The organism is Arthrobacter sp. B0316-1-20 (assembly GCF_059091865.1).
This window is the reverse complement of record NZ_JBNHHC010000004.1, coordinates 43,191-57,677: the sequence shown is the minus strand read 5'-3', so window position 1 is coordinate 57,677 and position 14,487 is coordinate 43,191. Positions and strand designations below refer to the sequence as shown.

At 65.7% G+C, this 14,487-nt stretch carries 14 protein-coding genes; 8 read left to right on the top strand and 6 right to left on the bottom strand.

All coding sequences use genetic code 11. The features are described 5' to 3' along the window. Positions 1-64 precede the first annotated feature (64 nt). Positions 65-937, top strand: a complete 873-nt coding sequence (locus AC5RW2_RS07690) for a hypothetical protein (RefSeq protein WP_493949564.1) — start codon at positions 65-67, stop codon at positions 935-937. Positions 938-1,023: 86 nt separating this feature from the next. Here the strand turns inward: AC5RW2_RS07690 and guaB are convergent, their stop codons facing one another. The 3 genes from guaB to groES form a co-directional block, all read right to left on the bottom strand. Further along, a complete protein-coding gene (gene guaB / locus AC5RW2_RS07685; RefSeq protein ID WP_493940037.1) occupies positions 1,024-2,529 on the bottom strand; it encodes an IMP dehydrogenase in 1,506 nt (501 codons plus the stop codon). Between the two features lie 233 nt (positions 2,530-2,762). Next, positions 2,763-4,367, bottom strand: coding sequence for a chaperonin GroEL (gene groL, locus AC5RW2_RS07680; protein ID WP_493963047.1), 1,605 nt, complete (start codon positions 4,365-4,367; stop codon positions 2,763-2,765). Positions 4,368-4,501: 134 nt separating this feature from the next. Next, on the bottom strand, positions 4,502-4,798 hold the full coding sequence (groES, locus tag AC5RW2_RS07675) for a co-chaperone GroES (RefSeq protein WP_127511177.1): 297 nt from the start codon (positions 4,796-4,798) through the stop codon (positions 4,502-4,504). A gap of 345 nt (positions 4,799-5,143) precedes the next feature. On the opposite strand from groES, the gene AC5RW2_RS07670 reads away from it, so the two are divergent. From AC5RW2_RS07670 to AC5RW2_RS07655, 4 genes are read left to right on the top strand one after another with little or no spacing between them, the layout of a single operon-like run. Next, positions 5,144-6,091 (top strand): siderophore ABC transporter substrate-binding protein, encoded by a 948-nt coding sequence (locus AC5RW2_RS07670; protein ID WP_493949561.1) that lies wholly within the window; start codon positions 5,144-5,146, stop codon positions 6,089-6,091. A gap of 54 nt (positions 6,092-6,145) precedes the next feature. Continuing rightward, a complete protein-coding gene (locus AC5RW2_RS07665) occupies positions 6,146-7,177 on the top strand; it encodes an ABC transporter permease (protein WP_493963048.1) in 1,032 nt (343 codons plus the stop codon). Next, positions 7,170-8,177 (top strand): iron chelate uptake ABC transporter family permease subunit, encoded by a 1,008-nt coding sequence (locus tag AC5RW2_RS07660; RefSeq protein WP_493949559.1) that lies wholly within the window; start codon positions 7,170-7,172, stop codon positions 8,175-8,177. The genes AC5RW2_RS07665 and AC5RW2_RS07660 overlap by 8 nt, the downstream gene beginning before the upstream one ends. Next, complete coding sequence (locus AC5RW2_RS07655) at positions 8,174-8,932, top strand: iron ABC transporter ATP-binding protein (protein WP_493963049.1); 759 nt, start codon at positions 8,174-8,176, stop codon at positions 8,930-8,932. Before AC5RW2_RS07660 ends, AC5RW2_RS07655 begins: the two co-directional genes overlap by 4 nt. Before the next feature lie 63 nt (positions 8,933-8,995). Here AC5RW2_RS07655 and AC5RW2_RS07650 read toward each other — a convergent pair whose 3' ends face one another. Next, positions 8,996-9,385 (bottom strand): VOC family protein, encoded by a 390-nt coding sequence (locus AC5RW2_RS07650; protein ID WP_493949557.1) that lies wholly within the window; start codon positions 9,383-9,385, stop codon positions 8,996-8,998. Between the two features lie 232 nt (positions 9,386-9,617). Between AC5RW2_RS07650 and AC5RW2_RS07645 the strand changes: the two genes are divergently transcribed. Next, the gene (locus AC5RW2_RS07645; RefSeq protein WP_494073894.1) at positions 9,618-10,958 is read left to right on the top strand and encodes an MFS transporter; all 1,341 of its coding nucleotides are present in this window, start codon (positions 9,618-9,620) and stop codon (positions 10,956-10,958) included. Between the two features lie 10 nt (positions 10,959-10,968). On the opposite strand, the gene AC5RW2_RS07640 is transcribed toward AC5RW2_RS07645, so the two are convergent. After that, on the bottom strand, positions 10,969-11,568 hold the full coding sequence (locus AC5RW2_RS07640) for a maleylpyruvate isomerase N-terminal domain-containing protein (RefSeq protein ID WP_493963051.1): 600 nt from the start codon (positions 11,566-11,568) through the stop codon (positions 10,969-10,971). Between the two features lie 80 nt (positions 11,569-11,648). Then, positions 11,649-11,828 (bottom strand): hypothetical protein, encoded by a 180-nt coding sequence (locus tag AC5RW2_RS07635; RefSeq protein WP_493949552.1) that lies wholly within the window; start codon positions 11,826-11,828, stop codon positions 11,649-11,651. Positions 11,829-11,978: 150 nt separating this feature from the next. Between AC5RW2_RS07635 and AC5RW2_RS07630 the strand changes: the two genes are divergently transcribed. Together AC5RW2_RS07630 and AC5RW2_RS07625 are read left to right on the top strand one after the other, a co-directional pair. Further along, positions 11,979-13,241: a THUMP-like domain-containing protein gene (locus AC5RW2_RS07630; RefSeq protein WP_493963052.1), complete on the top strand. Its 1,263-nt coding sequence runs from the start codon at positions 11,979-11,981 to the stop codon at positions 13,239-13,241. 90 nt (positions 13,242-13,331) lie between these two features. Further along, positions 13,332-14,480, top strand: coding sequence for a glutamate--cysteine ligase (locus AC5RW2_RS07625; protein WP_493949550.1), 1,149 nt, complete (start codon positions 13,332-13,334; stop codon positions 14,478-14,480). Positions 14,481-14,487 lie beyond the last annotated feature (7 nt).

Genomic DNA, 14,487 nt, shown 5'->3' with positions numbered 1-14,487 from the left:
CTCCCTGCGTTCGCGCCGGTTGCGGAAAGCCGCCTCCTGTACCGTTTGCGCTTTCCATCAGCGAGTGCGCGGTATTGTCGTCTTTGTGGTGGCGGCCCTCCTCGTGGCGGGGGCTGGGGCCCGCCTGCTGGAGGGACTCTCCCCGCAGATCGTCTGCCACAGCCACATCACTGCCGACGGGCTGATCAAGCCCGAGCCGAGGCTGCAGATTTTGCCGCCGACTCCTTGGCGCGTCACGCGCAATTTCCTGGTCGCCCCGATCAGCGGCGTCGGAGTCCTGACCGGACACAGCCTGGATATGGAATCGTGCTCTGGACCATCCCTGTTGGTCATGTTCTGGCACCCGCCGCGAACCAGCGGTGGCGGGACGATGCTCGGCGACGTGTTCGTTGCGTGGATGCCGCCGGTAGCACCATGGGGCCCGTTGAGCGTCTACGGGTACGGCATCGGCGACGAGGGCCAGTATGTCCGCTACGGCCCGAACTTTTCCCAGAGCCGGACCGAGGAGGAGAATCTCGCCAGGCATGAGTCGCGGCACGTCGACCAGTGGGCCGTCGGCACCGTGCTCGCCGGCCCGTTCGCCTTTCCGGCCGCGTACATCATCGACGGTGCACTGTTTCCCTCCTCACGTAATCATTTCGAGCGAGCCGCCGGGTTGTCCGAGGGGGCGTATCCGCCCGCGCCTGATAACTGGCCGGCACCGCGCTGGCCTGACCTTGCGGCCATCGTGATCATCGCGCTTGTGTTCTTCCGACGTCGACTCCGTTGGCTCACCCGCCTCGCGGTCCGTGGCCGCATGCACGCCGGTGACCACGCGCCCATGCGCTGTCCCGTCCACACCCGTGGATGGTCGCAGCCCGTCTCACAACATCACGTGGAGCGGCGGGACTTTCGTGTAGGCGCGCATCGCCGACCGAGGAACGAGGGAGGTGTCTAAGCGCCGGCGAAAGTCCCGCCGCTAGGTTAACGCGAGAGGCGCCGCTCCCCTGGTTGCGGGGAACGGCGCCGTCGTGAGCGGTGCGACTACCGCTTGTAGTTGGGTGCCTCCACGGTCATCATGATGTCGTGCGGGTGGGATTCCTTCAGGCCTGCCGCGGTGATCCGGACGAACTTGCCCTTGGCCTTCAGCTCGGCAATGTTGCGCGCGCCGGTGTAGAACATGGTCTGACGCAAGCCGCCGACCAGCTGGTGTGCCACGGCCGACAGCGGTCCGCGGTACGGCACCTGGCCTTCAATGCCTTCCGGGATCAGCTTTTCGTCGTCCGGCACATCGGCCTGGAAGTAGCGGTCCTTGGAGAAGGACGTGTTCTTGCCGCGGGTCTGCATGGCGCCCAAGGAGCCCATGCCGCGGTAGGCCTTGAACTGCTTGCCGTTGACGAACACCAGGTCACCCGGGGACTCGGCGGCACCGGCCAGCAACGAGCCGAGCATCACGGTGTCGGCGCCGGCGACGAGGGCCTTGCCAATGTCGCCGGAGTGCTGCAGTCCGCCGTCGGCAATCACCGGGATGCCGGCCGGGATGGCTGCCTTGGCCGACTCGTAGATCGCGGTGATCTGCGGGACACCCACGCCGGCCACCACGCGGGTGGTGCAGATGGAGCCGGGGCCCACACCCACCTTGATGGCGTCGGCACCGGCGTCGACCAAAGCCTGCGCACCCTCGCGGGTGGCTGCCTGGCCGCCGATGACGTCCACGTGGGCCGCGGCGGGATCCTTCTTGAGCCGGGCGATCATGTCCAGCACGCCCTGGCTGTGCCCGTTGGCGGTGTCCACCACCAGCACGTCCACGCCGGCCTCGATCATGGTCATCGCACGCTCGTAGCCGTCACCGAAGAAGCCGACGGCGGCGCCGACGCGCAGCCGGCCGTCGTCGTCCTTGGTAGCCAGCGGGTACTGCTCCGCCTTGTCGAAGTCCTTGACCGTGATGAGGCCCTGCAGAATGCCGGCATCGTCCACCAGCGGCAGCTTTTCGATTCGGTTCTTGCCCAGCAGTTCGATCACGTCGGGACGGCTGATGCCGACCCTGCCGGTGATCAGCGGCATCGAGGTCATCACCTCGTGCACCTTGGTGGTCGGGTAGTCGGCGCGGGGCACAAAGCGGGTGTCGCGGTTGGTGCAGATGCCCAACAGCTTGCCCTCGGAGTCCACCACCGGCAGCCCGGAAACGCGGTAATTAAAGCAGAGCTCGTCCAGTTCGGCCAGCGTGGCGTCCGGTGCGATGGTCACCGGGTTGGTGATCATGCCGGATTCGCTGCGCTTGACCCGGTCCACGTGCTCGGCCTGGTCCGTGATGGAGAGATTGCGGTGGATGACGCCCAGTCCGCCCTGACGGGCCATGGCGATGGCCATCCGGGACTCGGTCACGGTGTCCATGGCGGCGGAGAGCAGCGGGGTCTGCACGGTGATTCGGCGGGTCAAGCGTGAGCTGGTGTCGGCCTCGGACGGAATCACATCAGTGGGGCCGGGCAACAGGAGAACGTCGTCGTACGTCAGACCCTCGAAAGCGAACGGATTGAATTCTTCGGACACTGCAGGGCCTTTCGAACGATACCGGTGGCGGCCTCCGGGCACGGTCCCAAAGACCGGCTCAAGAGGTTGGTTACATCCTAAACGTTTCCGGCGCACCCGGTATTTCTGCCCGCTGCGGATGTGGTGGAGCTAACGGTCACGGCGGGCAGCACAAAGGGGACCAGGCTTGGCCTGATCCCCTCTGTACTGCGGGCACCGGTGGATCTCCGCGCGGCGCGGCGACCCTGCGGCTGTTAGTGCTGGTGGTTGTGCTCGTCCTCGTCGGCCGGCTTCTCCACGACCAGGGTTTCGGTGGTCAGCACCAGGGCTGCGATCGAGGCTGCATTGCGCAGCGCCGAGCGGGTCACCTTCACCGGGTCGATGACGCCGGCGGCGAACAGGTCCTCGTATTCGCCGGTGGCGGCGTTGAAGCCATTGTTGACGTCCAGTTCGCCCACCTTGGAGACGACGACCATGCCCTCGTAACCGGCGTTTTCGGCGATCCAGCGCAGCGGCTGGACCAGCGCACGGCGGACCAGTCCGACGGCGGTGGCTGCATCGCCTTCAAGGGCCAGCACGTTGGGGTCGGTGTCCAGAGCCTGGGATGCGTGGACCAGGGCGGAACCGCCACCGGCAACGATGCCCTCTTCCAAAGCAGCGCGGGTGGAGGACACTGCGTCCTCAATCCGGTGCTTCTTCTCCTTCATTTCGACCTCGGTGGCGGCGCCGACCTTGATCACGCCGATACCGCCGGCCAGCTTGGCCAAGCGTTCCTGCAGCTTCTCGCGGTCCCAATCGGAATCGGTGCGCAGCACCTCTGCCTGCAGCTGGGCCACACGGTCCGCCACGTCGGCGTCGGAACCGGCGCCATCCACAATGGTGGTGTTGTCCTTGGTGACGGTGATCCGGCGTGCGGTACCGAGTACCTCGAGGCCTACCTGATCCAGTTTCAGACCGACGTCGGCGGACACCACCTGGGCGCCGGTGAGCACCGCGATGTCCTGCAGCATGGCCTTGCGGCGGTCGCCGAAGCCAGGCGCCTTCACCGCGGCAACGTTGAGCGTGCCGCGGATCTTGTTGACCACCAGGGTGGACAGGGCTTCGCCGTCGATGTCTTCGGCGATGATGAACAGCGGCTTGTTGGCCTGCAGGACCTTCTCCAACAGCGGCAGGAACTCCTGCACCGTGGAAATCTTGCCCTGGGAGATCAGGATCAGCGCGTCCTCAAGGACGGCCTCCTGGCGCTCCTGGTCGGTGACGAAGTACTGCGACAGCAGCCCTTTGTCGAACTGCATGCCTTCGGTCAGCACCAGTTCGGTCTCCATGCCGGAGGCCTCTTCGATGGTGATGACCCCGTCCTTGCCCACCTTGTCGAAGGCCTCGGCCAGCAGCTTGCCGACCTCGGGGCTCTGGGCGGAGATGGTGGCGACTTCGGCCACCTTGTCCTCGACCTCGCGGGCGTTCTCCAGCAGGCGGGCGGCCACTGCCTCGACCGACACCTCAATGCCGTGCTTGAGAGCCCCCGGTGCGGCGCCGGCGGCCACGTTGCGCAGGCCTTCCTTAACCAGCGCCTGGGCCAGCACGGTAGCGGTAGTGGTGCCGTCGCCGGCGACGTCATTGGTCTTGGTGGCGACTTCCTTGGCCAACTGCGCGCCGAGGTTCTCGTACGGGTTGTCGAGCTCCACCTCACGGGCGATGGTCACGCCGTCATTGGTGATCGTGGGAGCGCCCCACTTCTTGTCCAGGACCACATTGCGGCCGCGCGGACCGAGGGTGACCTTGACGGTATTGGCGAGCTTGTCGACGCCGGCTTCCAGCGCCTTGCGGGCCGCGTCGTTGAACTCCAACTGCTTTGCCATGAATTTGTTCCTTTCACGCGAAATGCCCCGGTTGCGCTGCAACACAGCGGCAGCCGGGGCATTTCGGTTGTCCGTGGTTCCGGCTGCGGGCGTCGACTGCGCGCGCCCGAGCCGCCGGACTCAGCTGATGGGCCTTACTTGGTGACGATGGCCAGCACGTCGCGGGCAGAGAGCACCAGGTACTCTTCGCCACCGACCTTGACCTCGGTTCCGCCGTACTTCGAGTAGATGACTACGTCACCCTCGGCTACGTCAACGGGAACCCGGTTGCCATTGTCATCGACGCGGCCGGGGCCGATCGCGACAACTTTGCCTTCCTGCGGCTTTTCCTTGGCGGTGTCCGGGATAACCAGGCCAGAGGCCGTGGTCTGCTCTGCTTCGAGCGGCTGGACAACAATACGATCCTCAAGAGGCTTAATGGAGACCGACACTCGGCTCTCTCCTTTTCATGAGCTACGAATAGGTTGGCCAAGGAGATGTCTGCCGTCGTCGCGGTGCCGGCAGGCGGTTCCTTGTATTAGCACCCACACGGGGAGAGTGCTAACAGCGACTCTATGAGACGGGTTAGCACTCGGTCAAGGCGAGTGCCAGCGGGGCGTCGATCCCACCTCTAGCCGGCCCGCATGTGACGCCACGAGGCTTTCCGACCAGCTGGCCCAAGTTGCGTAAGGCTAACCTAACCCGGTAGCTTTCACAGTGCGCGCAAATAGCAAACGTTTATGTTGCCTAATGCCGGTTCCCTCTCGGGGCCCGGATTGACGAACGATGGAGTGTCAGTGAAAAAGCCCCTGAAGTCCGGCCTGATGGTCGTGACCGCAGCCGTTTCCATGCTTGCTCTGAGCGCGTGCGGTCAGCAGACCGATGCCGCAGCAGGCGCAGACGCAGAGACGATCAGCGTTGAACATGCCTCGGGAACCACCGACGTGCCGGTGAACCCGGAGACCGTTTACACCTTCGACTTGGGCGTGTTGGACAGCCTGACCGCTTTGGGGGTCGAGGTGGACGGCGTCCCGGAGGCAGTGTTCCCCGAGTCTCTGGCGCAGTATGGCGAAGACAGCTACACCAAGATCGGCTCCATGAAGGAACCCGACTTCGAGGCGATCAGCGAGGGTGCACCGGATTTGATCATCATCTCCGGCCGTACCGCCGAGGCTTACGGCGAGCTGAGCAAGATCGCGCCGACTATTGATCTGAGCGTCGACGCCGCCGCACCGGTGGAAAGCTTCAAGGAAGTCTCGACGACGCTCGGCGAGATCTTCGGCAAGGAAGCCGAAGTTGACGCAAAGCTTTCTGCCCTCGACACCAAGATCGAGGACACCAAGGCCGAAGCTGCCGACGCCGGCACCGGCTTGGTAGTGATGACCAGCGGCGGCGAGATGACCGCCTACGGCGCCGGATCCCGCTTCGGCATCGTCCACGATGTCCTGGGCGTGCAGCCCGCCGCCGAGGTGAAGTCCGAGGGCCCGCACGGCGAGGCGATCTCCCACGAATTCATTGCGAAAACCAACCCGGACCACCTGTTCGTGATCGACCGCGACTCGGCTGTCGGTGAATCCGGAGAGGCGGCCTCGGCGGTTCTGGACAACGAACTGGTCAACGGCACCAAGGCGGCAAAGAACGACAGCATCACCTATCTGGATTCAGCCTCCTGGTACCTGGTGGGCTATGGCCTGAACAACACGGACGCCATGATCAGCGCCGTTCAGGCAGCCGTTACGAAGTAGCACCCCGTACGGCCGCCGGCAGATTCGCCGGCGGCCTGCGCGGTGGTCCGTCCTATGGCTTCCTCCACGATTTCCACTCCAGCACCGGCTCCGGTTGCAGCCGCCGCCCGGCGTGCCCGCCCCCTGGGATCCGGTGCGCAGCTCGCCTGGGCGGGCACCGCCGTCGTTATTTTGGCTTGTGCCAGCATGTTCGTGGGGGTCAGTGATGTCTCCCTGCCGGCGCTGCTGTCCGGTGACCAGTCCGCCTGGGACATCTTCTGGATCAGCCGGCTGCCGCGGACCCTGTCCGTGGTCTTGGCCGGTGCAGCACTGGGCATTGCCGGGCTGATCATGCAGCTGATGGCGCGGAACAAATTCGTGGAGCCGTCCACCGTGGGAACCGTGGAGTCGGCTTCGCTGGGCATCCTGGTGGTCACGGTGGTGATCCCCGGCGCCTCGCTGCTGGCCAAGATGTCGGTGGCCACCGTGTTCGCTGCGGCCGGAACCGGGCTGTTCCTGCTGGTGTTGCGCCGGATCCCGCTGCGCAACACGCTGATCGTGCCGCTGGTGGGCATCATGCTGGGCGGCGTGATCGCGGCCGTCACCACCTTCTTTGCCTACCGGTACGACCTGCTGCAGTCCCTGAACAGCTGGATGATCGGCGACTTTTCCGGCGTGCTGCGCGGCCGCTACGAGCTGCTCTGGATCGTTGCGGTCCTGGCGGTGGTCGGCTATCTGTGCGCGGACCGGTTCACCATGGCCGGCATGGGCCAGGAATTCTCCACCAACCTCGGGCTGAGCTACGGCCGTGTGATGACGCTGGGACTGGTCATCGTCTCGCTGATTAGCGCTGTGGTTGTGGTCAACGTCGGCGCCATTCCCTTCCTGGGCCTGGTGGTGCCCAACCTGGTATCGCTGGTGTTCGGTGACAGCGTCCGACGCGCGGTCCCCTGGGTGGCCGTGTTCGGCGCCGGCTTCGTCCTGCTGTGCGACATCATTGGCCGCACCATCCGGTTCCCCTACGAGATTCCCGTGGGCGTTATTGTCTCCGCCGTAGGCAGCGCCATTTTCCTGTACCTGCTGTTGAGGACCCGCAAGAATGGCTGACACCGTTCTGCCCGCCGCACTGACGCAGCACAAGCGCCGCACCGTCAAGACCCTCCGGCCGCGGACGTGGATCATCCTGCTGGGACTGCTCACTGCCGTCCTTGTCGCCGTGTTCATGGCCATCGACTTGCGCGGCAATCTCGGCTACATCCTTCCCCGGCGGGCCATCAAGGTCGGGTCGATGCTGCTGGTGGCGTACGCCGTGGGCGTGTCCACTGTGTTGTTCCAGACGGTGACCGCCAACCGGATCCTGACGCCGTCGATCATGGGTTTCGACGCCCTTTACCTGCTGATCCAGACCGGGCTGACGTTCGCCATCGGCGGCCAGGCGCTGCTGAGCATGGGTGCACCTGCTCGGTTCGTGATCGAGGTCATGCTGATGGTCGCGTTCTCCTTCCTGCTCTACCGCTGGCTGTTTACCGGCGGCGGCAAGAGCCTGCACCTGATGCTGCTGGTGGGCATCGTTTTCGGCACGATGTTCCGCGGTATCTCCTCGCTGCTGCAGCGTCTGATCGACCCGAGCGAATTCATCATCCTGCAGGACCTGTTCTTCGCCAGCTTTAACAACGTGGATGGCCTGCTGCTGGCCGTCTCGGCGTTGGCCGTTGCCGCCGCCAGCATCCCCGTCTGGCGGATGCGCCGGGAGCTGGACGTATTGGCGCTGGGACGTGACACCGCTCTGAACCTGGGCGTGAACCACCGGCGGGCCGTTACCAAGGTGTTGATGGTCTGCGCCGTTCTGGTGGCCGTCTCCACCGCGCTGGTGGGTCCGATTACCTTCTTCGGACTGCTGGTGGCGAGTCTGGCGTACCTGCTCTGCTCACATTTCCGCCACATCTATGTGCTGCCCATCGCCGTGCTGTTGGGCGCCATCGCACTGGTCGGCGGCCAGTTGGTGCTTGAGCAAGTGTTCAGCTTCGACACGGCGCTGAGCATTGTCATTGAATTTGCGGGCGGTCTCCTGTTTATCGCCCTGCTATTGAAAGGCTCCGTCAAATGATCCACGTCTCCGGCGTCTCTAAGACCTACGGCACGCAGACGGTGGTGGACGATGTCAGCTGCTACATCAAAGACGGCGGCATCACTTCGATCATCGGTCCCAACGGGGCGGGCAAGTCCACGCTGCTGTCCATGGTCTCCCGGCTGCTGCCGATGGATGCCGGAGCCGTCACCATCGACGGCCTGGACGTCAGCAAGACCGCGGGCAAGGAACTGGCCCGCAAGATGGCCATCCTGCGCCAGGACAACCAGCTGACAGTCCGCCTGACCGTCCGGGACCTGGTGGGCTTTGGCCGTTTCCCGCACAACAACGGCCGGCCGACCGCCAACGACGAAGCACACATCGAACAGGCCCTGGAGTACCTGGACCTGACCTCCATGGCGGACAAGTTCGTGGACGAGCTCTCCGGCGGCCAGCGCCAGCGCGCTTTCATTGCCATGGTCCTGGCGCAGGACACCGACTACTTGCTGCTGGACGAGCCGTTGAACAACCTGGACATGAAGCACGCGGTGGAAATGATGCGGCTGCTGCGCCGGCTCACCGATGAGCTGGGCAAGACCGTGGTGCTGGTGATCCACGACATTAACTTCGCCTCCTGCTACTCCGACTCCATCATCGCCATGCGCTCCGGCCGGCTGGTCCACCAGGGCCCGCCGGCGCAGATCATGCATCCCGAGGTACTGCGCGATGTCTACGAGATCGACATCCGGATTGAGGAAATCGAAGGCAACCGGATCGGCGTCTACTTCGCCTGACCGCCGCCGGGCGGGCGTGGCCAGCTGCGTGCTGAGCGGCGGGCGCAAGCGGCCGCCGCGCCGTCACTGCTTCAGGACCGCAAGGACGTTGCCGGCGGGGTCCTTGAACCAGGCGATGTCCGGGCCGTTGCCACGCATGATGCCCTTGTCATCGGTGGGCAGATCGGGATTGTCGTAGATCTTGGTCTGCACCCCGCGGTCGTTGAGCTCGTCAACTGCGGCTTCAACATCCTCGACGGCGAAGTTCAGGATGGTGAACGTGGCCGGTTGGTGGTCCGGCTTCGGGTACATCATCACTTTGGCGCCATCGGGCAGGCGCAGTTCGACGATGCCCATGGGACCGTCGGCTACGTCGAGCCCCAGAATCCCGTTGTAGAACTGTTTGGCGGCAGCGGTGTCATTGACGCTGAAGCCGCTGAAAACTTGGGTGGGAGTAAATCCGACGTTGTTCATGGCGGTCTCCTTCGCTCTGCGGGCGGGCATCTTCCAGACTGGCACAGCAGCGAGGGCTGGACCAGAGCTCCGCCCGCTAAGTCTGCGGGGCCCTCCCCCGGTGCACAGTGAAGAAAGTGAAGGTGCCGCGCGTCCGTGAAACCAACATCGGGGCGCGGTAGAATCCCGGTTCATGCCTTCGCGCGGCCAGCCGGCTGGTTCCGAACCCCCTGAGTCTGTATCTTTGCGGAGCTTGTCCGGTGAAGCCACCGTCATTCTGGTGGCCATTCTGGCGTCCTTCGTGGCCTTTTTAGACGCCTCCGTCGTCAACGTCGCGCTGCCGGCCATTGACCGTGACCTCGGCGGAGGCCTCGCGGTCCAACAGTGGGTGGTGGGCGGCTACCTGCTCTCCCTGGGCGCGCTGATCCTGGTGGCTGGCGCCCTCTCCGACGCGTTCGGCCGGGTCCGGATCCTGCGGCTGGGGCTAGTGGTCTTCGGTGTGGCCTCGCTGGCCTGCGCGGCGGCACCGGCGGCGGCCGGGCTGGTGGCCGCACGGATTGTCCAGGGTGGGGGCGCCGCCCTGCTGGTGCCGGCTTCGCTGGCCCTAATCACCTCGACCTTCGCCAGGCGGCGCCAACACCGGGCGATCGGCGTCTGGACTGCCTGGACCGGCACTGCCTACATCGTCGGCCCGGTACTCGGCGGCCTGCTGGTGGACACGGTGGGCTGGCGGGTTGTCTTTGCGGTGAATGTGCTGCCCATCGCCGTTACGCTCTGGCTGGTGGCCCGGCTGGCAGACCCACCCCGGCAGGCGCCGCGCGAACGAATCGATCTGCCGGGCGCGTGCCTGGCCGCCGCCGGGCTCGCCGGACCCGTGTTCGCACTGATCGAGCAGCAACGGGTCGGCTGGGCAGACCCCCCGGTGCTGGTCCCGCTGGCCGCCGGGCTGATATGTCTGGGGCTCTTTTTGTGGTGGGAACACCGTGCGCCCTTCCCGATGATGCCGCTGCAGTTGTTCGGCGAGCGCAACTTCGGCGTCGGCAACATCGTCACGGCGGGGGTTTATGCGGGGCTGTCCCTGGGGCTGTTCGCGCTGCCGGTCTTTCTGCAGCAGGCGGCCGGGTTCAGCGCTGCAGCCGCCGGTCTGGCGACCTTGCCGATGAGCGTTCTCTCGCTCGCGTTTGCCGCCTGGTTCGGCCGGCTCTCGGGCCGCTACGGGCCGCGCCTGTTCATGGCCGCGGGGCCGCTGCTGGCCGGGACCGGATTCCTGCTCATGATATCCGCGCACGAGCCTTTGGGCTTCTGGCAGCAAATCCTGCCAGGCGTGCTGCTGGCGGGCTTCGGCTTGGCGGTCACCGTCTCCCCGCTGACCGCCGCAGTGCTCGGCGCGGTAGCGGCGGAACGCAGCGGAATCGCCTCAGCGGTGAACAACGCAGTGGCCCGCATCTCCGGGCTGGTGGCCATCGCCGCGGCCGGTGCCATTACCGGCGGCATGCTGGACTATGCAGGGTTCCGCCGCACTGCCCTGGCCGCCGCGCTGCTGCTCTTTGCCGGCGGCGCGGTCTCCGCCGTTGGCATCCGCAACCGGCCCTAGGACGTGAGGCCTACACCACGGAAAAATCGCCCGGCAGGATGGTCCGGCCGGTCAACGCCAGCAGGACCATCGCGCCGTCCCCGCGTTCGGAGGCGATCTGGATGGCGAGCCGGCCAGCCTCCAGTTCCACGTCGCTGGGCAATTCGGCCACCAGGCCGCACGCACGCGACAAGTCAAGGGTGTGCACGGCCAGTTCGAAGATCCGGGTGGGCAGATAGTCGCTGAACCGCATTCCGCCGGCAGCCGTTTCAATGATCCGGTCTTCGGCCAGCGGCAGCGTGTTCTCCAATTGGGCCAGCAGGCGGTCCACCATGTCCACCGGGTGCGGCCCCAACTCCTTGCCTGCCGCGATGGCCCGCTCGGTGACGCCGGGATCATCAGCCAGTCCGGTGGCCAGATAATAGTCGGCGGCCGACTCCACCTGAACCTTCGCAGCCGGACGCCCCAAGTAAGTCAGCACCGTGGACAGGGCGCGGCTGGTGTGTCCGGCCAAGGTCCTGACGGTCCAGTCATCCAATCCGGGCGCGTTCCACGCGGTAGAGGGCACGTTGGCCAAGACTTCACGGAAGTAGCGGCCCGCGGACAGGAAAGTTGCCGCCGTTGCAATCATGCGCCCATGCTACGGCCGGCGGCTGCCCGCGGCCAGCACCTCGGCGCGGCCAAATGAGGTTCGGGCGGGATGCAGGTGCCTTAGGCCAAGCGCCGCATGTCCCGCTGCCACGCCGGCGCGGGGACGGCGACTTCTTCCCACAGGGCCTGCCATCCGCGGTGGACACGATTGCTGGACGCAATCAACTCGCCCAGTTCCGCTTCAATTTCCGCCTGGCAAGCATCCGTATCGATGTCGCTCCAGTCACAGGGTGTTGACATAATCCGGGCCTCCTCACAGTAAGCTTCCTTCTGATCTTACGGATGACTTGCTGATCCGGCTATGGGGAGAACTACCCATAGCCGGATGCGGCCGCCAGCCCGAACCGGGGCCGTGCGCTGGCCCCAATCTGCTGCACTAGGCTTGAATCCATGGCATCCGAGACCCACGCCGAGAGCATCGCCCCGATTCTGACTCCGGAAGGCTGGGAACTGCTGAATTCTCTCGGCCCCTACTCCGAGGCCGAGAGCCTGCACACCGGAACCGAACTGCGCAAGGCCGGCCATTCCCCCGAACTGGTCTCCGCCGCGATGACGCAATCCCGCCTGCGGGCCAAGGCTGAGGCAAAGTTCGGCCCGTTCGCGGCGAAGATGCTTTTTACGCAGGCAGGACTCGAACAGGCCACCCGGCTGAACATCGCGGCCCTGCACGCCCAGCGGTTCCAGGCTGCCGGGGTGGCCCACGTGGCGGACCTCGGCTGCGGAATCGGCGCGGACTCCATCGCGCTGGCGACCCTTGACCGCAGGGTCACCGCCGTCGAACGTGATGAGACCACCGCCGCGGTGGCCACCATCAACCTGATGCCCTGGCCGGACGCGAGAGTGGTCAACGCCGAAGCCGAAGACGTTGACCTGACCGGGATCGACGGCGTGTGGCTGGATCCGGCACGGCGGACCACGACGACGTCGGGCACCACCAGGATCTTTGATCCGGAGGCGTTCTCGCCGCCGCTGTCCTTTGTGGAGAAGCTCGCCGACCGGGGCCTGCCGGTGGGAGTCAAGATGGGGCCGGGAATTCCCCACGACGCGCTGCCGGAGAACTGCGAGGTGCAATGGATATCCGTCAGCGGTGACGTGATTGAGGCTGCCTTGTGGTTCAACGCGCTGGCCCGTCCCGGCGTGCGGCGCGCAGCCCTGGTGATTGGCGCCCGCGGCACCGCCGAACTGACCAGCGCCATCAGCTTTGATCCGGCACACCAGAACGTGGAGACCGGTCCGGCCGAGGGCTACCTGTACGAGCCCGACGGTGCTGTGATCCGTGCCGGGCTGGTCGCCGACCTTGCCCGCGGCCTGGGTGGGCACCTGCTGGATGAGCACATCGCCTACATCTGTGCCCCGCAGCTGCAGGAAACCCCGTTTGCCCGCGCGTACAAGGTGCTGGAGGTCAAGCCCTACAACGTCAAGAAGCTCAAGGCGTGGGTCAAGGCCAGCCGGATCGGCACGCTGGAGATCAAGAAGCGCGGCACGTCGGTCACGCCGGACGAGTTGCGCAAAACCCTGCTGACCGGTTCCGGCAAAGGACCGAACAAGGCCACGCTGGTGTTGACCCGGATCGGCGAGGACCGGGTGGCGATCGTCGTCGAGCCTGTCCCGTCCGCGGGTGGCCGCAGCCGAGAGCGCGCGGCCCGGCCCTGACGAACTAGAATCAATTGAGTGTCGCCGCCCGTTCCGCGCGAGACGTGCATCAGCCGGCGGCAGCCGGTACCGCCAGATACGGAGCAGCGTTTGAATATCGATTTTGCCCAGTCCGCCCAATCTTCCTTGGGTGTCGAGTGGGAACTGGCGCTGGTGGACGCACAAACCGGCGAGCTCGTCTCCGTGGCCGAGCACGTGCTGGAGGCCGTCCGCGCCGGACACCCAGAACTGCAGGACGACGACGAGCACCCGCACGTGAAGCAGGAGTTGCTGCTGAACACGGTTGAGCTCGTCACCGGCGTCTGCCACACCGTCAGCGAGGCCAAGGCCGACCTGAGCAGTGCGCTGACGGCGGTCCGCGACGTCACCGACCCGATGGGCGTGGAGCTTTTCTGCGCCGGCAGCCACCCCTTTGCCGCACCGCGGTCGCAGCCGGTGACGGACAAGGCACGCTACGCCAAGCTGATCGACCGCACCCAGTGGTGGGGCCAGCAGATGGTGATCTACGGCGTGCATGTGCACGTAGGCCTGGATCACCGGGACAAGGCACTGCCGGTGATGGACGGGCTGCTCAACTATTTCCCGCATTTCCAGGCACTCTCCGCTTCCTCCCCCTTCTGGGCCGGAGAGGACACCGGATACGCCTCGCAGCGCGCACTGATGTTCCAGCAGTTGCCCACCGCCGGACTGCCGTTCCAGTTCCCCAGCTGGGCGCTGTACGAAGACTACGTCCAGGACATGTTCACCACCGGGGTGATCGACACCATCAGCGAGATCCGCTGGGACATCCGGCCGGTGCCCGCGCTGGGCACGATTGAAATGCGGGTCTGCGACGGGTTGTCGACGCTGCGCGACGTCGGCGCCGTCGCCGCACTCACGCAGTGCCTGGTGGACGAGTTCTCCACCGCGTTGGACAACGGCTGGGCCATCCCCACCATGCCGCCGTGGCATGTGCAGGAGAACAAGTGGCGCGCCGCCCGCTATGGCATGGACGCCATCATCATCCTCAACGCCGCCGGCAAGGAAATGTTGGTCACCGAGCACCTGCGCGAGCACGTGCTGAACCGGTTGGAACCGGTGGCCCACAAGCTCGGCTGCGCCGATGAGCTGGCAGACGTGGAGAAAATTATCGACGGCGGTGCCGGCTACCAGCGCCAGCGCCGCGTGGCTGCAGAGCACGACGGCGACCTGCGCGCCGTCGTGCTCGACGTGGTCAGCCAGCTTCGCGGGACTGCTTAAACCCAGA